Source organism: Amphritea atlantica (genome assembly GCF_900111095.1).
Taxonomy (GTDB): Bacteria; Pseudomonadota; Gammaproteobacteria; order Pseudomonadales; family Balneatricaceae; genus Amphritea; species Amphritea atlantica.
The window spans coordinates 129,097-143,328 of record NZ_FOGB01000009.1 but is presented as its reverse complement, the minus strand read 5'-3'; the positions used below and the strand labels follow the sequence as shown (position 1 = coordinate 143,328).

Annotated in this window: 11 protein-coding genes; 1 reads left to right on the top strand and 10 read right to left on the bottom strand. The window is 52.6% G+C overall.

Annotation, left to right across the window (positions count from 1 at the left end; all coding sequences use genetic code 11):
* Nucleotides 1–18: 18 nt before the first annotated feature.
* The 5 genes from BMY09_RS15025 to BMY09_RS15005 all read right to left on the bottom strand — a co-directional run bounded on the left by BMY09_RS15025 (nt 19) and on the right by BMY09_RS15005 (nt 6,353).
* Nucleotides 19–1,941, bottom strand: coding sequence for a PrkA family serine protein kinase (locus tag BMY09_RS15025; RefSeq protein ID WP_091359978.1), 1,923 nt, complete (start codon nt 1,939–1,941; stop codon nt 19–21).
* Nucleotides 1,942–2,119: 178 nt separating this feature from the next.
* Complete coding sequence (locus BMY09_RS15020) at nt 2,120–3,235, bottom strand: dihydrolipoamide acetyltransferase family protein (RefSeq protein ID WP_091359976.1); 1,116 nt, start codon at nt 3,233–3,235, stop codon at nt 2,120–2,122.
* The gene (locus tag BMY09_RS15015) at nt 3,232–4,215 is read right to left on the bottom strand and encodes an alpha-ketoacid dehydrogenase subunit beta (RefSeq protein ID WP_091359975.1); all 984 of its coding nucleotides are present in this window, start codon (nt 4,213–4,215) and stop codon (nt 3,232–3,234) included. Before BMY09_RS15015 ends, BMY09_RS15020 begins: the two co-directional genes overlap by 4 nt.
* Nucleotides 4,208–5,296 (bottom strand): pyruvate dehydrogenase (acetyl-transferring) E1 component subunit alpha, encoded by a 1,089-nt coding sequence (gene pdhA, locus BMY09_RS15010; protein WP_091359974.1) that lies wholly within the window; start codon nt 5,294–5,296, stop codon nt 4,208–4,210. Before pdhA ends, BMY09_RS15015 begins: the two co-directional genes overlap by 8 nt.
* 10 nt (nt 5,297–5,306) lie before the next feature.
* Nucleotides 5,307–6,353 carry a Leu/Phe/Val dehydrogenase gene (locus tag BMY09_RS15005; RefSeq protein ID WP_091359972.1) on the bottom strand — a complete coding sequence of 349 codons (1,047 nt, stop codon included), beginning with the start codon at nt 6,351–6,353 and terminating at the stop codon, nt 5,307–5,309.
* Between the two features lie 628 nt (nt 6,354–6,981).
* Here BMY09_RS15005 and BMY09_RS14995 point away from each other — a divergent pair.
* Complete coding sequence (locus BMY09_RS14995; protein ID WP_245756601.1) at nt 6,982–8,154, top strand: L,D-transpeptidase family protein; 1,173 nt, start codon at nt 6,982–6,984, stop codon at nt 8,152–8,154.
* 103 nt (nt 8,155–8,257) lie between these two features.
* Here the strand turns inward: BMY09_RS14995 and BMY09_RS14990 are convergent, their stop codons facing one another.
* From BMY09_RS14990 to dusB, 5 genes are all read right to left on the bottom strand, one after another.
* The gene (locus BMY09_RS14990; RefSeq protein ID WP_091359968.1) at nt 8,258–9,697 is read right to left on the bottom strand and encodes a L,D-transpeptidase Cds6 family protein; all 1,440 of its coding nucleotides are present in this window, start codon (nt 9,695–9,697) and stop codon (nt 8,258–8,260) included.
* Nucleotides 9,698–9,847: 150 nt separating this feature from the next.
* Nucleotides 9,848–11,131 carry a phosphoribosylamine--glycine ligase gene (purD, locus tag BMY09_RS14985; RefSeq protein ID WP_091359967.1) on the bottom strand — a complete coding sequence of 428 codons (1,284 nt, stop codon included), beginning with the start codon at nt 11,129–11,131 and terminating at the stop codon, nt 9,848–9,850.
* A 72-nt stretch (nt 11,132–11,203) separates the two neighbouring features.
* A complete protein-coding gene (gene purH / locus BMY09_RS14980; protein WP_091359965.1) occupies nt 11,204–12,787 on the bottom strand; it encodes a bifunctional phosphoribosylaminoimidazolecarboxamide formyltransferase/IMP cyclohydrolase in 1,584 nt (527 codons plus the stop codon).
* A 38-nt stretch (nt 12,788–12,825) separates the two neighbouring features.
* Nucleotides 12,826–13,116, bottom strand: coding sequence for a DNA-binding transcriptional regulator Fis (fis, locus tag BMY09_RS14975; RefSeq protein ID WP_091359963.1), 291 nt, complete (start codon nt 13,114–13,116; stop codon nt 12,826–12,828).
* Between the two features lie 22 nt (nt 13,117–13,138).
* A complete protein-coding gene (gene dusB / locus BMY09_RS14970; RefSeq protein WP_217647451.1) occupies nt 13,139–14,143 on the bottom strand; it encodes a tRNA dihydrouridine synthase DusB in 1,005 nt (334 codons plus the stop codon).
* Nucleotides 14,144–14,232: the final 89 nt, after the last annotated feature.

Here is a 14,232-nt window from a genome sequence, read left to right as displayed (position 1 = left end):
CGGCATAGGCAAACCCCCTTACTGGGATTTGCGCACCCTGATGTACCATTCAGACAGTAATCGAACCTGCTTCTCGGTATAACCGCGCTCGGTCATCCGTTTCACAAACTCACTGTGTTTTTTCTGGTCCTCAGTCGATGCTTTAGGGTTGAAGGAGATAACGGGCAGAAGATCTTCTGTGTTGGAGAACATCTTTTTCTCGATCACAGTGCGCATCTTCTCATAGCTGTTCCAGGCGGGGTTTTTACCGTCATTTTCTGCCCGGGCACGCAACACAAAGTTGACGATTTCGTGGCGGAAATCTTTCGGGTTGCTGATACCCGCTGGTTTTTCGATTTTTTCCAGCTCTTCGCTGATCGCCTGGCGGTTGAGAATATCGCCGGTGTCAGGGTCACGGTACTCCTGATCCTGAATCCAGAAATCGGCATAGGTGACATAGCGGTCAAAGATGTTCTGGCCATACTCAGAATAGGATTCCAGATAGGCGGTCTGAATCTCTTTACCCAGATACTCGATATATTTCGGAGCGATATACTCCTTCAGGAAACCGATCAGTCGGTCATGGGTTTCCTGTGGGAACTGCTGCTGTTCGATCTGCTGTTCCAGCACATACATCAGATGCACAGGGTTGGCGGCAACCTCCGTGGAGTCGAAGTTGAACACTTTGGACAGAATCTTAAAGGCGAACCGGGTTGAGATTCCGACCATCCCTTCATCGACCCCGGCGTTGTCCTTATACTCCTGCATCGACTTGGCTTTCGGGTCGGTATCTTTCAGGTTTTCACCGTTGTAGATACGCATCTTAGAGTAGATGTTGGAGTTTTCCGGTTCTTTGAGTCGCGACAGCACCGTAAACTGCGCCAGCATATTGAGCGTATCAGGTGCGCAGGGTGACTGGGCAAGGGAGCTGTTTTCCAACAGTTTTTCGTAGATTTTAACCTCTTCAGAAACCCGCATGCAGTACGGAACCTTGACGATATAGACCCGGTCGATAAAGGCTTCGTTGGTTTTGTTGTTCTTGAATGTCTGCCACTCCGATTCATTTGAGTGGGCCATGATGATGCCGTCAAAGGGAATGGCTGCCATCCCTTCGGTGCTGTTGTAGTTACCCTCCTGAGTGGCGGTCAGCAATGGGTGCAGCACCTTAATCGGCGCCTTAAACATCTCGACAAACTCCATCATGCCCTGGTTGGCATGGCAGAGTGCGCCGGAGAAACTGTAAGCATCCGGGTCATGCTGTGGAAACTCTTCCAGCATGCGGATATCAACTTTACCGACCAGGCTGGAGATATCCTGATTGTTTTCGTCGCCGGGTTCCGTTTTGGCCACCGCGATCTGATTGAGAATTGAGGGATAGAGTTTCACCACCCGGAACTGAGTGATATCCCCTCCGAATTCATGCAGCCGCTTGACCGCCCAGGGGGACATCAGACCTTTAAGGTAGCGCAACGGAATATTGTACTCCTCTTCGAGAATGGCACCGTCCTCGAGGGGGTTGAACAGCCCCAGTGGTGACTCATGGATCGGAGACCCTTTAATGGCGTAGAAAGGGATATGTTCCATCAGTGCTTTCAGACGTTCAGCCAGGGAGGACTTACCACCCCCCACCGGACCCAGCAGATAGAGAATCTGTTTACGTTCTTCGAGGCCCTGAGCCGCGTGTTTAAAGTAGTCTACGATCTGTTCGATCGCATTTTCCATGCCGTAGAACTCGAAGAAAGCCGGGTAGCGACGGATCATCTTGTTGGAGAAGATTCTGCTTAGCTGAGGGTTCCGAGAGGTATCGATCAGTTCCGGCTCACCGATTGCCGCAAGCAGCCGCTCGGCAGCACTGGCATAGGCCATCGGATCGTTTTTACAAATTTCGAGGTACTCCTGCAGGGAGTATTCCTCTTCCTGTTTGGAGTCGTAACGTGCCTTATATTTTTCGAAAATACTCATATGCCACCTTCCTGCTATAACTGACCCGGTTGGGCTACCTTCGCAAATAGCCCGAAACTCACTCAGGGCTCATAACATCATCTCACTTTATTTCTTAGATTCAGTTTAGTTCATGGATAACCAGCGTGTAGCAAATCTGATAAATTTTTTATCCTCGTTCTGAGGAATAAAAAATTTATTAACTGATTGATTCCTTGGCTAAATCGTTAATGACTGCTCGCATAAATCGCGCCGCTTCGCCACCGGTTGCTGCGCGATGGTCAAAGGTCAGAGAGAGCGGCATCACCCGTCGTATGGCGATCTCTCCTGCTACGGGCATTACCTGATCGCGGATCACCCCGGCCCCCAGAATGGCTACCGTGGGTGGCACCACAATCGGGCTGGCATAGCGTCCGGCAATGGTGCCGAAGTTGCTCAGGGTAATGCTGCCCCCCTGAAGTTCTGACGGCGGAATGGTCCGCTCAATAACATCCTGTCTCAGCCTGTTGAGCCCTTCACGGATATTGTCCAGGCTGCGATTGCCTATATCGCGTAGCACTGGAACAAATAGCCCCTTCTCTGTATCCACGGCAACACCCAGGTTTATCTGAGAAAGCACTCTTCGTGCCAGTTGCTGTCCGTCAAACCAGGTGTTGAGTGCTGGTTCTGCTTTACAGCCCGCCGCAATCGCGTGTATCAGACGCATGGTGATATCTTCCCCTGCTGCCCAGCCGTTGATATCGGCATCTTCATGCAGGGTTACCGGAACCACCTCGGCATGAGCCAGGGCCATATTTCGGGCCATCTGTTTACGGACTCCCCTTAATGGTGCAGCTTTACCATGAGTACGATCTGTTTTCGCCATGCGCTCAATATCATCGCTGGTCAGTTGACCGTTACGACCACTGCCCTTAAGGTTTTCGGTATCGACATTGAGGCGGTTTGCCAGTGAGCGTACTGCGGGTGTCATTTGCTGACTGTGTGCCCGGGTACTCGGGGCTGCGCCAATAAAGAAGTCATCATCAGCAGCGCTGCTGGTTTCCCGTTTCAGCTCACCGACCACGGTGCCGCTGTCATCCTCCTCACCGGCAAACTCAAGCAACGGCTCACCTGTGTGGATAGTATCGCCGGCCTGACCAAACAGATGGGCAATCACACCATCCTGGGGCGAAGGGATCTCGATAATCGCTTTTGCGGTTTCCACGGTGGCCAGAATCTGATCAGCTTTTACCTGGTCACCTTCGTTGATTTTCCATTCAACAATTTCAGCTTCGGGTAATCCTTCCCCAAGATCGGGTAGCTTGAAATATTTCATGAGAACTCCAGTGTCGCCGTCACCGCTTCGACAATATCCGCGGTATTAGGCAGGTAGTGATTTTCCATACGGTAATAAGGCATGATGGTGTCATATCCGGTCACCCGTGCGACTGGGGCTTGCAGACTGAGCAGCCCGCGCTCGCCGAGGGTGGCTGAAATCTCTGCACCCACGGCACAACTCTTAGGGGCTTCGTGAATGATCACGCAGCGTCCGGTTTTAGCTACCGATGCCAGAATAGTTTCATGATCGATCGGGTTCAGTGTGACCACATCGATCACCTCACAGCTGACGCCCTGTTGCGCCAGCAGGTCAGCGGCTTCGAGCGTTTCTTTGATCATTGCCCCCCAACTGACCAGGGTAATATCGGCACCCTCTCGCAGGGTGTAACAGCTGTCGAGCGGCAGGGCTTCACCATTGTCTTCAACAGTCTGAGCATTAAGCCGGTAGATCCGTTTGGGTTCCATGAAGATCACCGGATCAGGGTTGCGGATCGCGGCTAACAGTAATCCATAGGCGCGTTTCGGCGAAGAGGGAATGACGACTCTCAGCCCCGGTATATGGGCAAACAGCGCTTCAGTACTTTCAGAATGGTGTTCCGGCGCATGGATTCCGCCACCAAACGGCACCCGAAGCACCATCGGGCAGTGCAGACGGCCCCGGGTACGGTGGCGCAAGCGGGCAGCGTGACAGATAATCTGTTCCATGGTGGGAAATATAAATCCCATAAACTGAATCTCAGCCACCGGTTTAAGCCCTTGCGCGGCCATACCGACCGATAGTCCGGCAATCATCGTTTCTGCCAGTGGGGTGTCGAGCACCCGTTTGATACCAAAGGTTTCCCGTAATCCGACGGTGGCACGAAACACACCTCCATTGACGCCGACATCCTCGCCCAGAACAATCACTGAGTCGTCCCGTTGCATCTCAGAGCGCAGTGCAAGGTTAACCGCTTCGACCATAGTTATTGCATCACTCATGATGGTTTCCTCCTGGCTGGGCATTGCGGATCAGCCGTTCCCGCTGCTCCTTCAATGCATCGGGTAGCTCGGCATAGAGATAATCGATCAGATCTTCGACTGGCTGAGGAGGGCGTTGCAGAAAACTGTCCAGTCCCTGTTGAATGATCTGTGCCACCTCTTTCTGCCAGGCGGTCTCCTGTACTTCATCCCACCATCCCTGCGCATGCAGGAAGGTTTGCAGCCGCTTGATCGGTTCCCGCTCCCAGGCCGCTTTCAGCTCTTCGTTGCTACGATAACGGGTGGCATCATCAGCCGTTGTATGGTCTGAAAGGCGATAACTGATCGCTTCGATCAGTGTCGGTCCTTTGCCTTCACGGGCGTGTTTCAGCGCTTCGGTGACCGACTCATGCAGGGCGATGACATCGTTGCCATCCACCTGCTCACCGCGGATACCGGCACCGATCGCTTTCTGCGCCAGGGTGGCGGCTGCGGACTGAAGCGAACGGGGGACAGAGATTGCCCACTGGTTGTTGTTCACCACAAATACCACTGGCAACTGCCAGGCTCCGGCCACGTTCAGTGCTTCCAGAAAGTCACCTTTGGACGTGGCTCCATCACCACACACCGTGACCACTGCCCGTTTTTCTCCCCGAATCCTGATCGCCGTTGCGACTCCGGCAGCATGTAATGCCTGAGTGGCGATTGGCACGGCATTGGGAAAATCTTCCGCCATTGTTGCAGAGGCACTGCCCCGCTCATCGCCGCCCCAATAGCTGAGCATATCTTCCAGTGGTAAGCCTCTGAGCATCTGCAAACCGTGGTTGCGATAATAGGGCACCAGCACATCATCGCTCAGCATCAGCTCGCCGAGCACCACTTCAATCGCTTCTGCGCCCAGTAGCGATGCATAGGTGCCCATCTGACCTGTACGTTGCAGGGCGATAATTTTGTTGTCCAACTGACGCAACTGCACCATATTCCGATAGTAACGCACCAGGATATCGGGCTTTCCTGCCCATTCGGGCAGCGCTTGCAGTGGTGCGCCTGCGTCAGAAAGAAACTGGTTATAGCTGATCTGCGCCTGAAATACGGTTTCCATAGGAGTCTCCTTATGCAGCCTGATGAGTTGCCATGCTGGCCTGACGGATAATCGCTTCGGCTCTGAGGTCGGCAATATAGTTGGTGGGGCGGTGGTCTGCTTCAGCGTGTTTATAAAGCTCCAGCAGGGCATCATAGATGGACTCAACTTTCAGCCGGATCGCCTGTTCATGGTGGCGGGCGTGCTGCAGGGCAACGAAGATCAGTCCGCCGGCATTGATCAGGTAGTCCGGAGCATAAAGAATGCCCCGCCGGGCAAGGCTGTCTCCCTGACCATCATCAGCCAGCTGATTATTCGCCGAACCGGCGACAATGGCACAATTAAGACGCTTGACTGTATCGGCGTTGATAATGGCCCCCAGGCCACAGGGGCAGAAAATATCGGCGGCAGTATCGTAGATCGCATCCGCTTCGACCGCCGTGGCATTAAACTCAGCCGTAGCTCTGGCAACTTTCTGCGCATCGATATCGGTAACGGTTAACCGGGCTCCGGCGTGGTGCAGCAGTTTTGCCAGGGCATAACCGACATGGCCAAGCCCCTGAATAGCGATATGAACATTGTGCAGGTCATGGGTGCCAAAACGAAACTGAACACTGGCCCGGATGCCGGCAAAAACCCCTTGCGCGGTAGAAGGGGAGGGATCTCCCATATCCCGGGTACAGGTAACAAAGCGGGTGTTGAGGGCGATGTTGTCCATATCACTGATCTGGGTGCCGCTATCCATTGCCGTGATATAGCGGCCGCCTAAGCTATCGACAAAATGACCAAAGCTCTGCATCAACTGGTTGCGGTCATAGAGCCCAGCGGGCTTAATGATGACTGATTTGCCGCCGCCATGGGGCAGACCTGCCAGCGCTGCTTTATAGCTCATCCCCCTGGCCAGCCTGATGGCATCGGTGATCGCGGCTGCACTGTCCGGATAGTTAATGAAGCGGCAACCGCCAATAGCCGGGCCGCGGAAAGTATCGTGGATGGCGATAATCGCCTGCAAACCGGTATCTGGATCCTGCCAGAAGTGGAGATCCTGTAAACCGGCGCTTTCCATCTGTCTAAACATGACGGGATCCTCCGTACGCGTTTCAAACCTGGAACTGCCTGAAAATCTGTATGGGAAGGCTTGTTGTTGCACTTCCGCTCTGGATTGCTGCCGACCTTTTGGATCGTACCGCAATTCGGTTAAGCCTTATTCAGCTCTGTCTTTTGGATAGCACAGCTTGGCGGAAAGTTCAGCTCGCAAGGTTGCGGCAAAACTATTTTCAGGTAACGGCGGACGAGGTTGAAGTGTTTGCTGCAGTGCATTAACTGCAATAACAGCAAGGGGTCTGCGGTGCTCGGTCCATGCCGGAGAGAAAAATGAAGGCGGCAAAAATATTTTTAAATTTTTTTTGTTCTTGAATTAGCCCGAAATGTTGCTACTCAGGTGAATACGTGTGATGAATTGCGACTAACGTCGAGGAATAATGGTAAAAAACAGGGCTATATTCAACAAAAGAGCAGAAACTCTGACATGAATCAGCGATAAACCACCCGAAATAGGCCGCCGCTGCAAGAATACAGCTGCAAAAACCAGCTTTATCGGTATAATTCGGCTAACGTTCTGAATCTGTCGTAGTTTAAGGTTAGTTGCCAGAGTTATGAAAAGCCTCCCCGATCTGACTGTAGTAAAGCCGTGTAAGAGAGCGCTATTGATCTCTTTGTGCGTATTGCTGCCGTTTAATCTTCAGGCACAGGAGAGTGATTTAAATCTGGATCAGGAATCACTGCTGCTCGCCAGTCTGGGCGATCTGCAGCAGAATCAGATGAATGGTGCCATGACTAAGCTGCGGGCACTGATAAAAGAACAACCCGATTTCAAACTGGCGCAGTTAATCTATGCCGATCTGATGGCGGCTCAGGTAGGCACTATCAGTGCCATCGGCAATAATGGTCAGACCGACCCGAAGGCGTTACAAGGGCTGATATCCGAGGCCCGGGCGCGGATGAGCGTGGACCGTTATAAACCGCAGCCGGGCACTATTCCCGGCAGTCTGTTACAGATGTCTCCCGACCAGAAGCATGTCATTGTAGTGGACACCGGGCTGTCCCGGTTATACCTGTTTGAAAACCATGATGGAGTGCCACAGCTGATCAGGGATTACTATGTTTCCTATGGTCGTGGCGGGGTTGATAAACGTGCCCGGGGTGATCTGAAAACGCCCTTAGGTGTCTATTTTACAACCGGACGCCTGACCGATGAGCAGTTGCCTCCCCGCTATGGTTCCGGTGCCTTACCGATCAACTATCCGAACGCCTGGGATCAGCGCCTTGGTCATACGGGTAGTGGTATCTGGGTGCATGGTTCCCCTAAGGATACGTTTAGCCGTCCACCACAGGCCAGCGAAGGTTGTCTTTCTCTGAGTAATAACCACTTTACCGAGCTCGACAGTATCGTTGACCTGGCTGAAACCCCGGTGCTGATCGGCACCAGCTTTGAGTGGCTTGATCAGGCTAGCTGGAAGCAGAAGCAGAAGGCTTTTGCTCAGGTGGTTGATGGCTGGCGTAAAGACTGGGAAAGCCGTAATACCGACATCTATCTGAGTCATTATTCTAAGCAGTTTAATAATGGCGACGTTGGTTTTAAGGGGTTTGCTGAACACAAACGGCGGGTTAATAGCAGTAAGTCATTTATTAATGTGGACATCGAAAACCTGAGTATCTATCAGCATCCTGATAATCCGGATATGTTTATTGCCACCTTCACCCAGAACTACAAGAGTGATAACTACAGTAACCGTAGTGTTAAACGTCAATACTGGATTAATGAAGAGGGGCGTTGGCATATCGCCTACGAGGGTGAGCCGCAAAAGGGTAAGCCATAGGCTGACAGACGTTATGAATTGATATAAAAAAACCGCCATCCGGCGGTTTTTTTATCAGAACTCTGATTCAGAACTCTTTATCAGAGCTATTTTATTATCAGCGCTACAGGGTCGATTCTGTGGCGATCTTCCAGTGACCGTTTTCCTGGGTCAGGGTCAGAGTCTTATAAACCTCATCCTGATAGGTATCGGACTGGTACTTCTGGCGGAATACAGAACGTATTGTGCCGTTACCGGCTTCTGCCACTGAGATATCGGAGATATCGACTTTAATGAACGAGGGGGCAGTGAGGCGCTGTTTGCGTCCCCATACCCACTGCTTGTGGCTGATACCCGCCTCAGGAGTATACTCAGCGGTGTAGAAATCCAGATACGCCTGGACATCCTGTGCCGCCCAGGAGGCCGCCCAGTTGCTGATCATCTGCTGAATTTCAGCCTTCAGCGGTGTGCTGAGTTTTGCCGGAATGCTGGTGTTATCTGCGACAGTCCCCTGTTCAGCAGTATCCACGGTGCTAGCCAGTCCGGTAGCGGTTTGTTTTTCCTGGCCAGTTTGCCCGTTCTTGTCGCCAGCTGTGTCGGGCTCTGCGGCTTGCTGGGCTGGAACGATCCCTTCCGATTTATCCCGCTCCTCAATAACCAGCCCTGTTTTGGGTTGTGCACTAGCGACTACCTGAGCGGCTGGCTGTGACACAGATGCAGCCGGTTTAGCCGTTGCTTCTGATGCAGCTGCAACGCTTTGCTGTGCCGGTGCTGACGCCAGCAGTGTCGAAGAGGCTGGCTGGTAAACCTGATCCAGAACCCCCAGGTTGGCCCGTGGCGCCTTGTGGCTGGTGTCCAGATCCAGTGCCCGGTTGTAGGCCTGGGTGGCGAGAGCTGCGTATACCGCTTTCAGGTTGCTCTGCACCTGAGCATAGCTTGGATGGGTTTCAAATGCCTGCAGCAGCACATCGACCGCCTTTTCATTGTCACCTTTGCGGGCATAGACTACCGCCAGGTTGTTATAGGGCTCAGGCGAGTCAGGATAGAGGCGGATCAGTTTGCTGAAAATATCCGCCGCCTCATTCAGCTTATTTTGATTGATCAGCGAGATACCATAGAGCAGCCAGCCGTTAGGATCTTTAGGGTTTGTCACCAGATAGTCATTTACCCGGTCAAAAGCACCTTCCAGATCTCCTTTGCTCTGAAGCTTTTTCGCCTGTTTCAGTTCACCGGCCAACAGCTGGGCATTGAAGCGTATTTTTTCACGAAGCTTGTCTGATTCCGGCTGATCGGGGGTCACCAGTGTCTTGCCCTGGGCCTGTTGTTCATCCGTCATCCAGCGATTCAGTTCTTTCAGTTTGGCATCAATATCGGACTGTTTGGCCTGAAAGCTCTGGGCTTTGGCACAGTCATAGCCGTTCTGTTCTCCAGCGCTCTGACAATAACTGTCCGACTGTCCGGCGGCGGCAGCTGTAACCGAACCGGTGATTAGCCCTATGGCCAGAATCAGGGTCAGTTTGTGGTTTTTAACTGAACGTATTGGAGTGATACCGTTCTTTGTCATCGGGCGTTTCCGTTTGGATTAATCAGGCACGGTTATGGCGCGTGGCTGATGATTATAACTGGAAAAAGGTTACCAAAAAGCCTGTGCAGGTCACAGCTCTCAGATAAAAGCAGTCACTGTGGGCGACTGCTTTTATCCTGACCTGAGTATTTACTGCTGTTCCCGTGCGATTGCCCGGAAAGCAATATCATCACGGTAGTAGACACCGTTCCAGTCGATCTGTTTAACCAGTTCGTAGGCTCGCTGCTGTGCTTCAGTGACACTGTTGCCCATAGCGGTAGCACAGAGCACCCGGCCACCGCTGGTGACTATCTGATTATCTTTTGTTGCAGTACCTGCGTGGAACACCTTAGTGCCTTCGGCGACCTGTTGTGGCAGGGTGATCACGTCGCCTTTGGCGTAATCACCGGGATAGCCACCTGCCGCCAGAACAACGCCGACTGCACAGCGTGGGTCCCACTCTGCAGTAGTCTGATCCAGTTTGCCATCCAGTGCGGCATCGCACAGTTCAACAATGCTGGATTTCAGTCGCAACATGATCGGCTGGGTTTCCGGATCACCGAAACGGCAGTTGTATTCGATCACTTTCGGCGTGCCGTCAGACATAATCATCAGACCGGCGTAGAGGAAACCAACATAGGTATTGCCTTCCTCTGCCATCCCCTTAACGGTGGGCAGAATCACCTCATCCATAATGCGCTGATCGATCTCAGGTGTGACAACCGGAGCGGGAGAGTAAGCGCCCATTCCGCCGGTGTTCAGTCCGGTATCGCCGTTGCCTGCCCGTTTATGATCCTGGCTGGTTGCCATTGGCAGTACGTTGGTGCCGTCAACCATAACGATAAAACTGGCTTCTTCGCCATCGAGAAACTCCTCGATGACCACTCTGTGGCCCGCTTCACCAAAGGCATTACCCGCCAGCATATCCTGCACGGCATCTTCAGCTTCCTGCAGGGTCATTGCGACGATAACACCTTTGCCCGCCGCCAGGCCGTCAGCTTTGACAACGATAGGGGCGCCTTTTTCACGCAGATAAGCCAGTGCCGGTTCAATCTCGGTAAAGTTCTGGTACTCAGCGGTAGGGATTTGCTGACGCTCAAGAAAATCTTTAGTGAACGCTTTGGACCCTTCCAGTTGAGCGGCGCCTTTTGATGGACCAAAGCAGCGCAGACCTTCGCGGGTGAAACGGTCAACAATCCCTTCAACCAATGGCGCTTCAGGTCCGATGATCGTCAGGGCGATGTTGTTTGCTTTGGCGAATGCAACCAGGGCATCCTGATCCATCACATCGATGGCAACGTTTTCCAGCTTAGGCTCGATAGCGGTACCGGCGTTACCCGGTGCAACAAAGACTTTGTTTACCCTGCTGTCTTTGGCTGCCTGCCACGCCAGTGCGTGTTCGCGGCCACCAGAGCCAATCACTAATACGTTCATATCTTTACCTTAATTCTGAATCTTGTAATAACAGAAGAGCCAGTCAGACTGGCTCTTGTACTGTTGATACTCTTAGTGGCGGAAGTGGCGCATGCCGGTGAAGACCATCGCCATGCCGTGCTCGTTGGCGGCATCGATCACTTCCTGATCGCGCATTGAGCCACCCGGCTGAATGATCGCTTTGATACCTGCAGCGGCGGCGGCATCTATACCATCACGGAAGGGGAAGAAAGCATCTGATGCCATGACTGAGCCTTTCACTTCCAGTCCTTCGTCGGCGGCTTTGATGCCGGCGATACGGGCGCTGTATACACGGCTCATCTGACCGGCGCCAATACCGATGGTCTGACCATCTCTGGCATAGACAATGGCGTTGGACTTAACAAACTTGGCCACTTCCCAGCAGAACAACAGATCGCGGATCTCCTGCTCAGAAGGTTGCAGTTCGGTCACTACTTTGAGTTCGCTGACATCTACCATACCGAGATCCTGGTCCTGAACCAGCAAACCGCCGTTGACACGTTTGTAGTCGAAACGCTTTGAACGTTCAGCAGACCATTCGCCGCATGCCAGCAGGCGTACATTGGGCTTGGCAGCAACAATATCAGAGGCTTCCTGAGTGACTGTTGGTGCGATAATGACTTCGACAAACTGTCGTTCAACAATCGCCTGTGCGGTGTCGGCATCCAGCTCACGGTTGAAGGCGATGATACCGCCAAAGGCAGATGTCGGGTCGGTCTGGAACGCTTTGTTGTAGGCTTCCAGAATGTTCTGGCCGATTGCCACGCCACATGGGTTAGCGTGCTTAACGATAACACAGGCGGGCTCATGGAATGGCTTGACGCACTCCAGAGCGGCATCCGTATCAGCGACATTATTGAATGACAGGGCTTTGCCCTGCAGCTGACGGGCAGTGGAAACACTGGCTTCAGAAGGGTTGGCCTCAATGTAGAAGGCGGCCTTCTGGTGTGGGTTCTCGCCGTAACGCATCTCCTGCGCCTTAACAAACTGAGTGTTAAAGGTGCGGGGGAAGTCTGCAGGTTCATCCTCACTGCCATCGGTGATGGCGCCAAGGTAGTTAGCGATCATACCGTCATACGCGGCGGTGTGTTCGAACGCCTGAACCGCCAGATCAAAGCGGGTAGCATGGGTCAGCCCAAGACTCTCATCCAGTTCAGCGATGATCCGGTCATAGTTGTCAGCAGCCACAACGATGGCGACATCTTTATGGTTTTTCGCCGCTGAGCGAACCATGGTCGGGCCACCGATGTCGATGTTCTCAATGGCCATAGGCAGGTCGCAGTCCGGACGGGCGATGGTCTGTTCGAACGGATAGAGGTTAACCACTACCATATCGATCGGGGTGATACCGTGCTCGTTCATGATGGCATCATCAATACCACGACGGCCGAGAATACCCCCATGTACTTTCGGGTGCAGGGTCTTAACACGACCATCCATCATTTCCGGAAAACCGGTGTAGTCAGATACTTCAATAGCCGGAATATCGTTTTCTTTCAGCAGCTTGTATGTGCCACCGGTGGAAAGGATTTCAACACCGCGCTGGCTCAGTGCCTGGGCGAATTCAACGATACCGGTTTTATCAGACACGCTGATCAGGGCGCGACGGACCGGAGTGATTTTCTGCTCTGCCATGGTTTAGTCTTCTGAATTTAAGTTAAAAAAATAATCGGTTATAGCAAGCCGTATTGTTTCAGCTTTTTGCGCAGGGTGCCCCGGTTGAGACCCAGAAGCTCAGAGGCTTTGGTCTGATTGTCCCGGGTGTAAGCCATAACAGCTTCAAACAGTGGTGCTTCAATCTCTGCCAAAACCATCTGGTAGACGTCGGTTACCGGCTGTCCGTCAAGCTGACGAAAGTAGTTATTCATAGAGAGTTGTACACTGTCACGCAGAGTGCGTTCCTGCACATCGATGTTTTCTAATTGTGTTACTTGTGTATTCACTGTTTTGTTATCCACTTGCATTAACCTAAAAATGAACCGATATTCAGGCAGCAGCCTCTGCCCTGTCCGGCGCGGTGAAAAATGTCCGGATTGCACTAAGCTGAAGTTCGGTTTCTTCTATTTGATTAAACTCATTTCTGAACATGTCTGAGTTTTTGAATCGTTCTGAACCCTGTCTGTTTTTCAGGTACCAGCCGACATGTTTGCGGGCAATTCGTATCCCGGCATAGTTCCCATAAAAAAGATACAGCGCTTGCAGATGTTCCAAAAGGGTGTCCCGAACCTCTTCAGCGGTCGGGCAGGGTAGCACTTTGCCGGTCGTAAGGTAATGACTTATCTCACGAAAAATCCATGGATTTCCCTGAGCAGGCCGTCCCAGCATAACAGCATCAGCACCGGTATAATCGAGCACCTGACGGGCTTTCCCGGCAGAGTTGATATCGCCGTTGGCGAACAGGGGGATATTGATCGCCTGGCGAATCCGGGCGATGGTATCGTACTCGGCATCACCTTTGTAGCCGCAGGCCCGGGTACGGCCATGGACAGCAAGGGCTTGAATTCCCGCATCTTCTGCAATGCGCGCAATGGTTTCACCATTGCGGTTTTGGCTATCCCAGCCGGTCCGGATCTTCAGGGTCACTGGAAGCTCAACGGCTGCCACCGTCGCCTGAAGAATATCCCTGACCAGTTGCTCATCTTTCAGCAGTGCAGACCCAGCCGCCTTATTACAGACCTTTTTTGCCGGACAACCCATATTAATATCAATAATATGGGCGCCATTCATGGCATTGACCCGTGCAGCCTCGGCCATCATCTCAGGATCACCGCCGGCGATCTGGACAACATTGAGACTGTCATTCTGGTCTTTCTTTAATCGATAGCTGGATTTTCGGGTGTGCCACAGTCGGGTATCTGCGGTGACCATCTCAGACACCACCATCCCTGCTCCCAGTCGTTTGCACAACCGGCGAAATGGCAGGTCGGTTACACCGGCCATCGGTGCCAGAATAACCTGGCTGTCAATGGTGTGCTGTCCGATTTGAAACATGGCCAACCCCGAATTTAGAGTAATAGCTGTCCGTGGCTATCAAAATGACAGCCGCTGTACTGCTGCTTGGAAGGCGGACAATAATACTC

Coding starts and splice junctions, on each gene's coding strand:
- BMY09_RS15025 (WP_091359978.1), bottom strand. CDS start 1,941: ATGAGTATTTTCGAAAAATATAAGGCACGTTACGACTCCAAACAGGAA.
- BMY09_RS15020 (WP_091359976.1), bottom strand. CDS start 3,235: ATGAAATATTTCAAGCTACCCGATCTTGGGGAAGGATTACCCGAAGCT.
- BMY09_RS15015 (WP_091359975.1), bottom strand. CDS start 4,215: ATGAGTGATGCAATAACTATGGTCGAAGCGGTTAACCTTGCACTGCGC.
- pdhA (WP_091359974.1), bottom strand. CDS start 5,296: ATGGAAACCGTATTTCAGGCGCAGATCAGCTATAACCAGTTTCTTTCT.
- BMY09_RS15005 (WP_091359972.1), bottom strand. CDS start 6,353: ATGTTTAGACAGATGGAAAGCGCCGGTTTACAGGATCTCCACTTCTGG.
- BMY09_RS14990 (WP_091359968.1), bottom strand. CDS start 9,697: ATGACAAAGAACGGTATCACTCCAATACGTTCAGTTAAAAACCACAAA.
- purD (WP_091359967.1), bottom strand. CDS start 11,131: ATGAACGTATTAGTGATTGGCTCTGGTGGCCGCGAACACGCACTGGCG.
- purH (WP_091359965.1), bottom strand. CDS start 12,787: ATGGCAGAGCAGAAAATCACTCCGGTCCGTCGCGCCCTGATCAGCGTG.
- fis (WP_091359963.1), bottom strand. CDS start 13,116: ATGCAAGTGGATAACAAAACAGTGAATACACAAGTAACACAATTAGAA.
- dusB (WP_217647451.1), bottom strand. CDS start 14,143: ATGTTTCAAATCGGACAGCACACCATTGACAGCCAGGTTATTCTGGCA.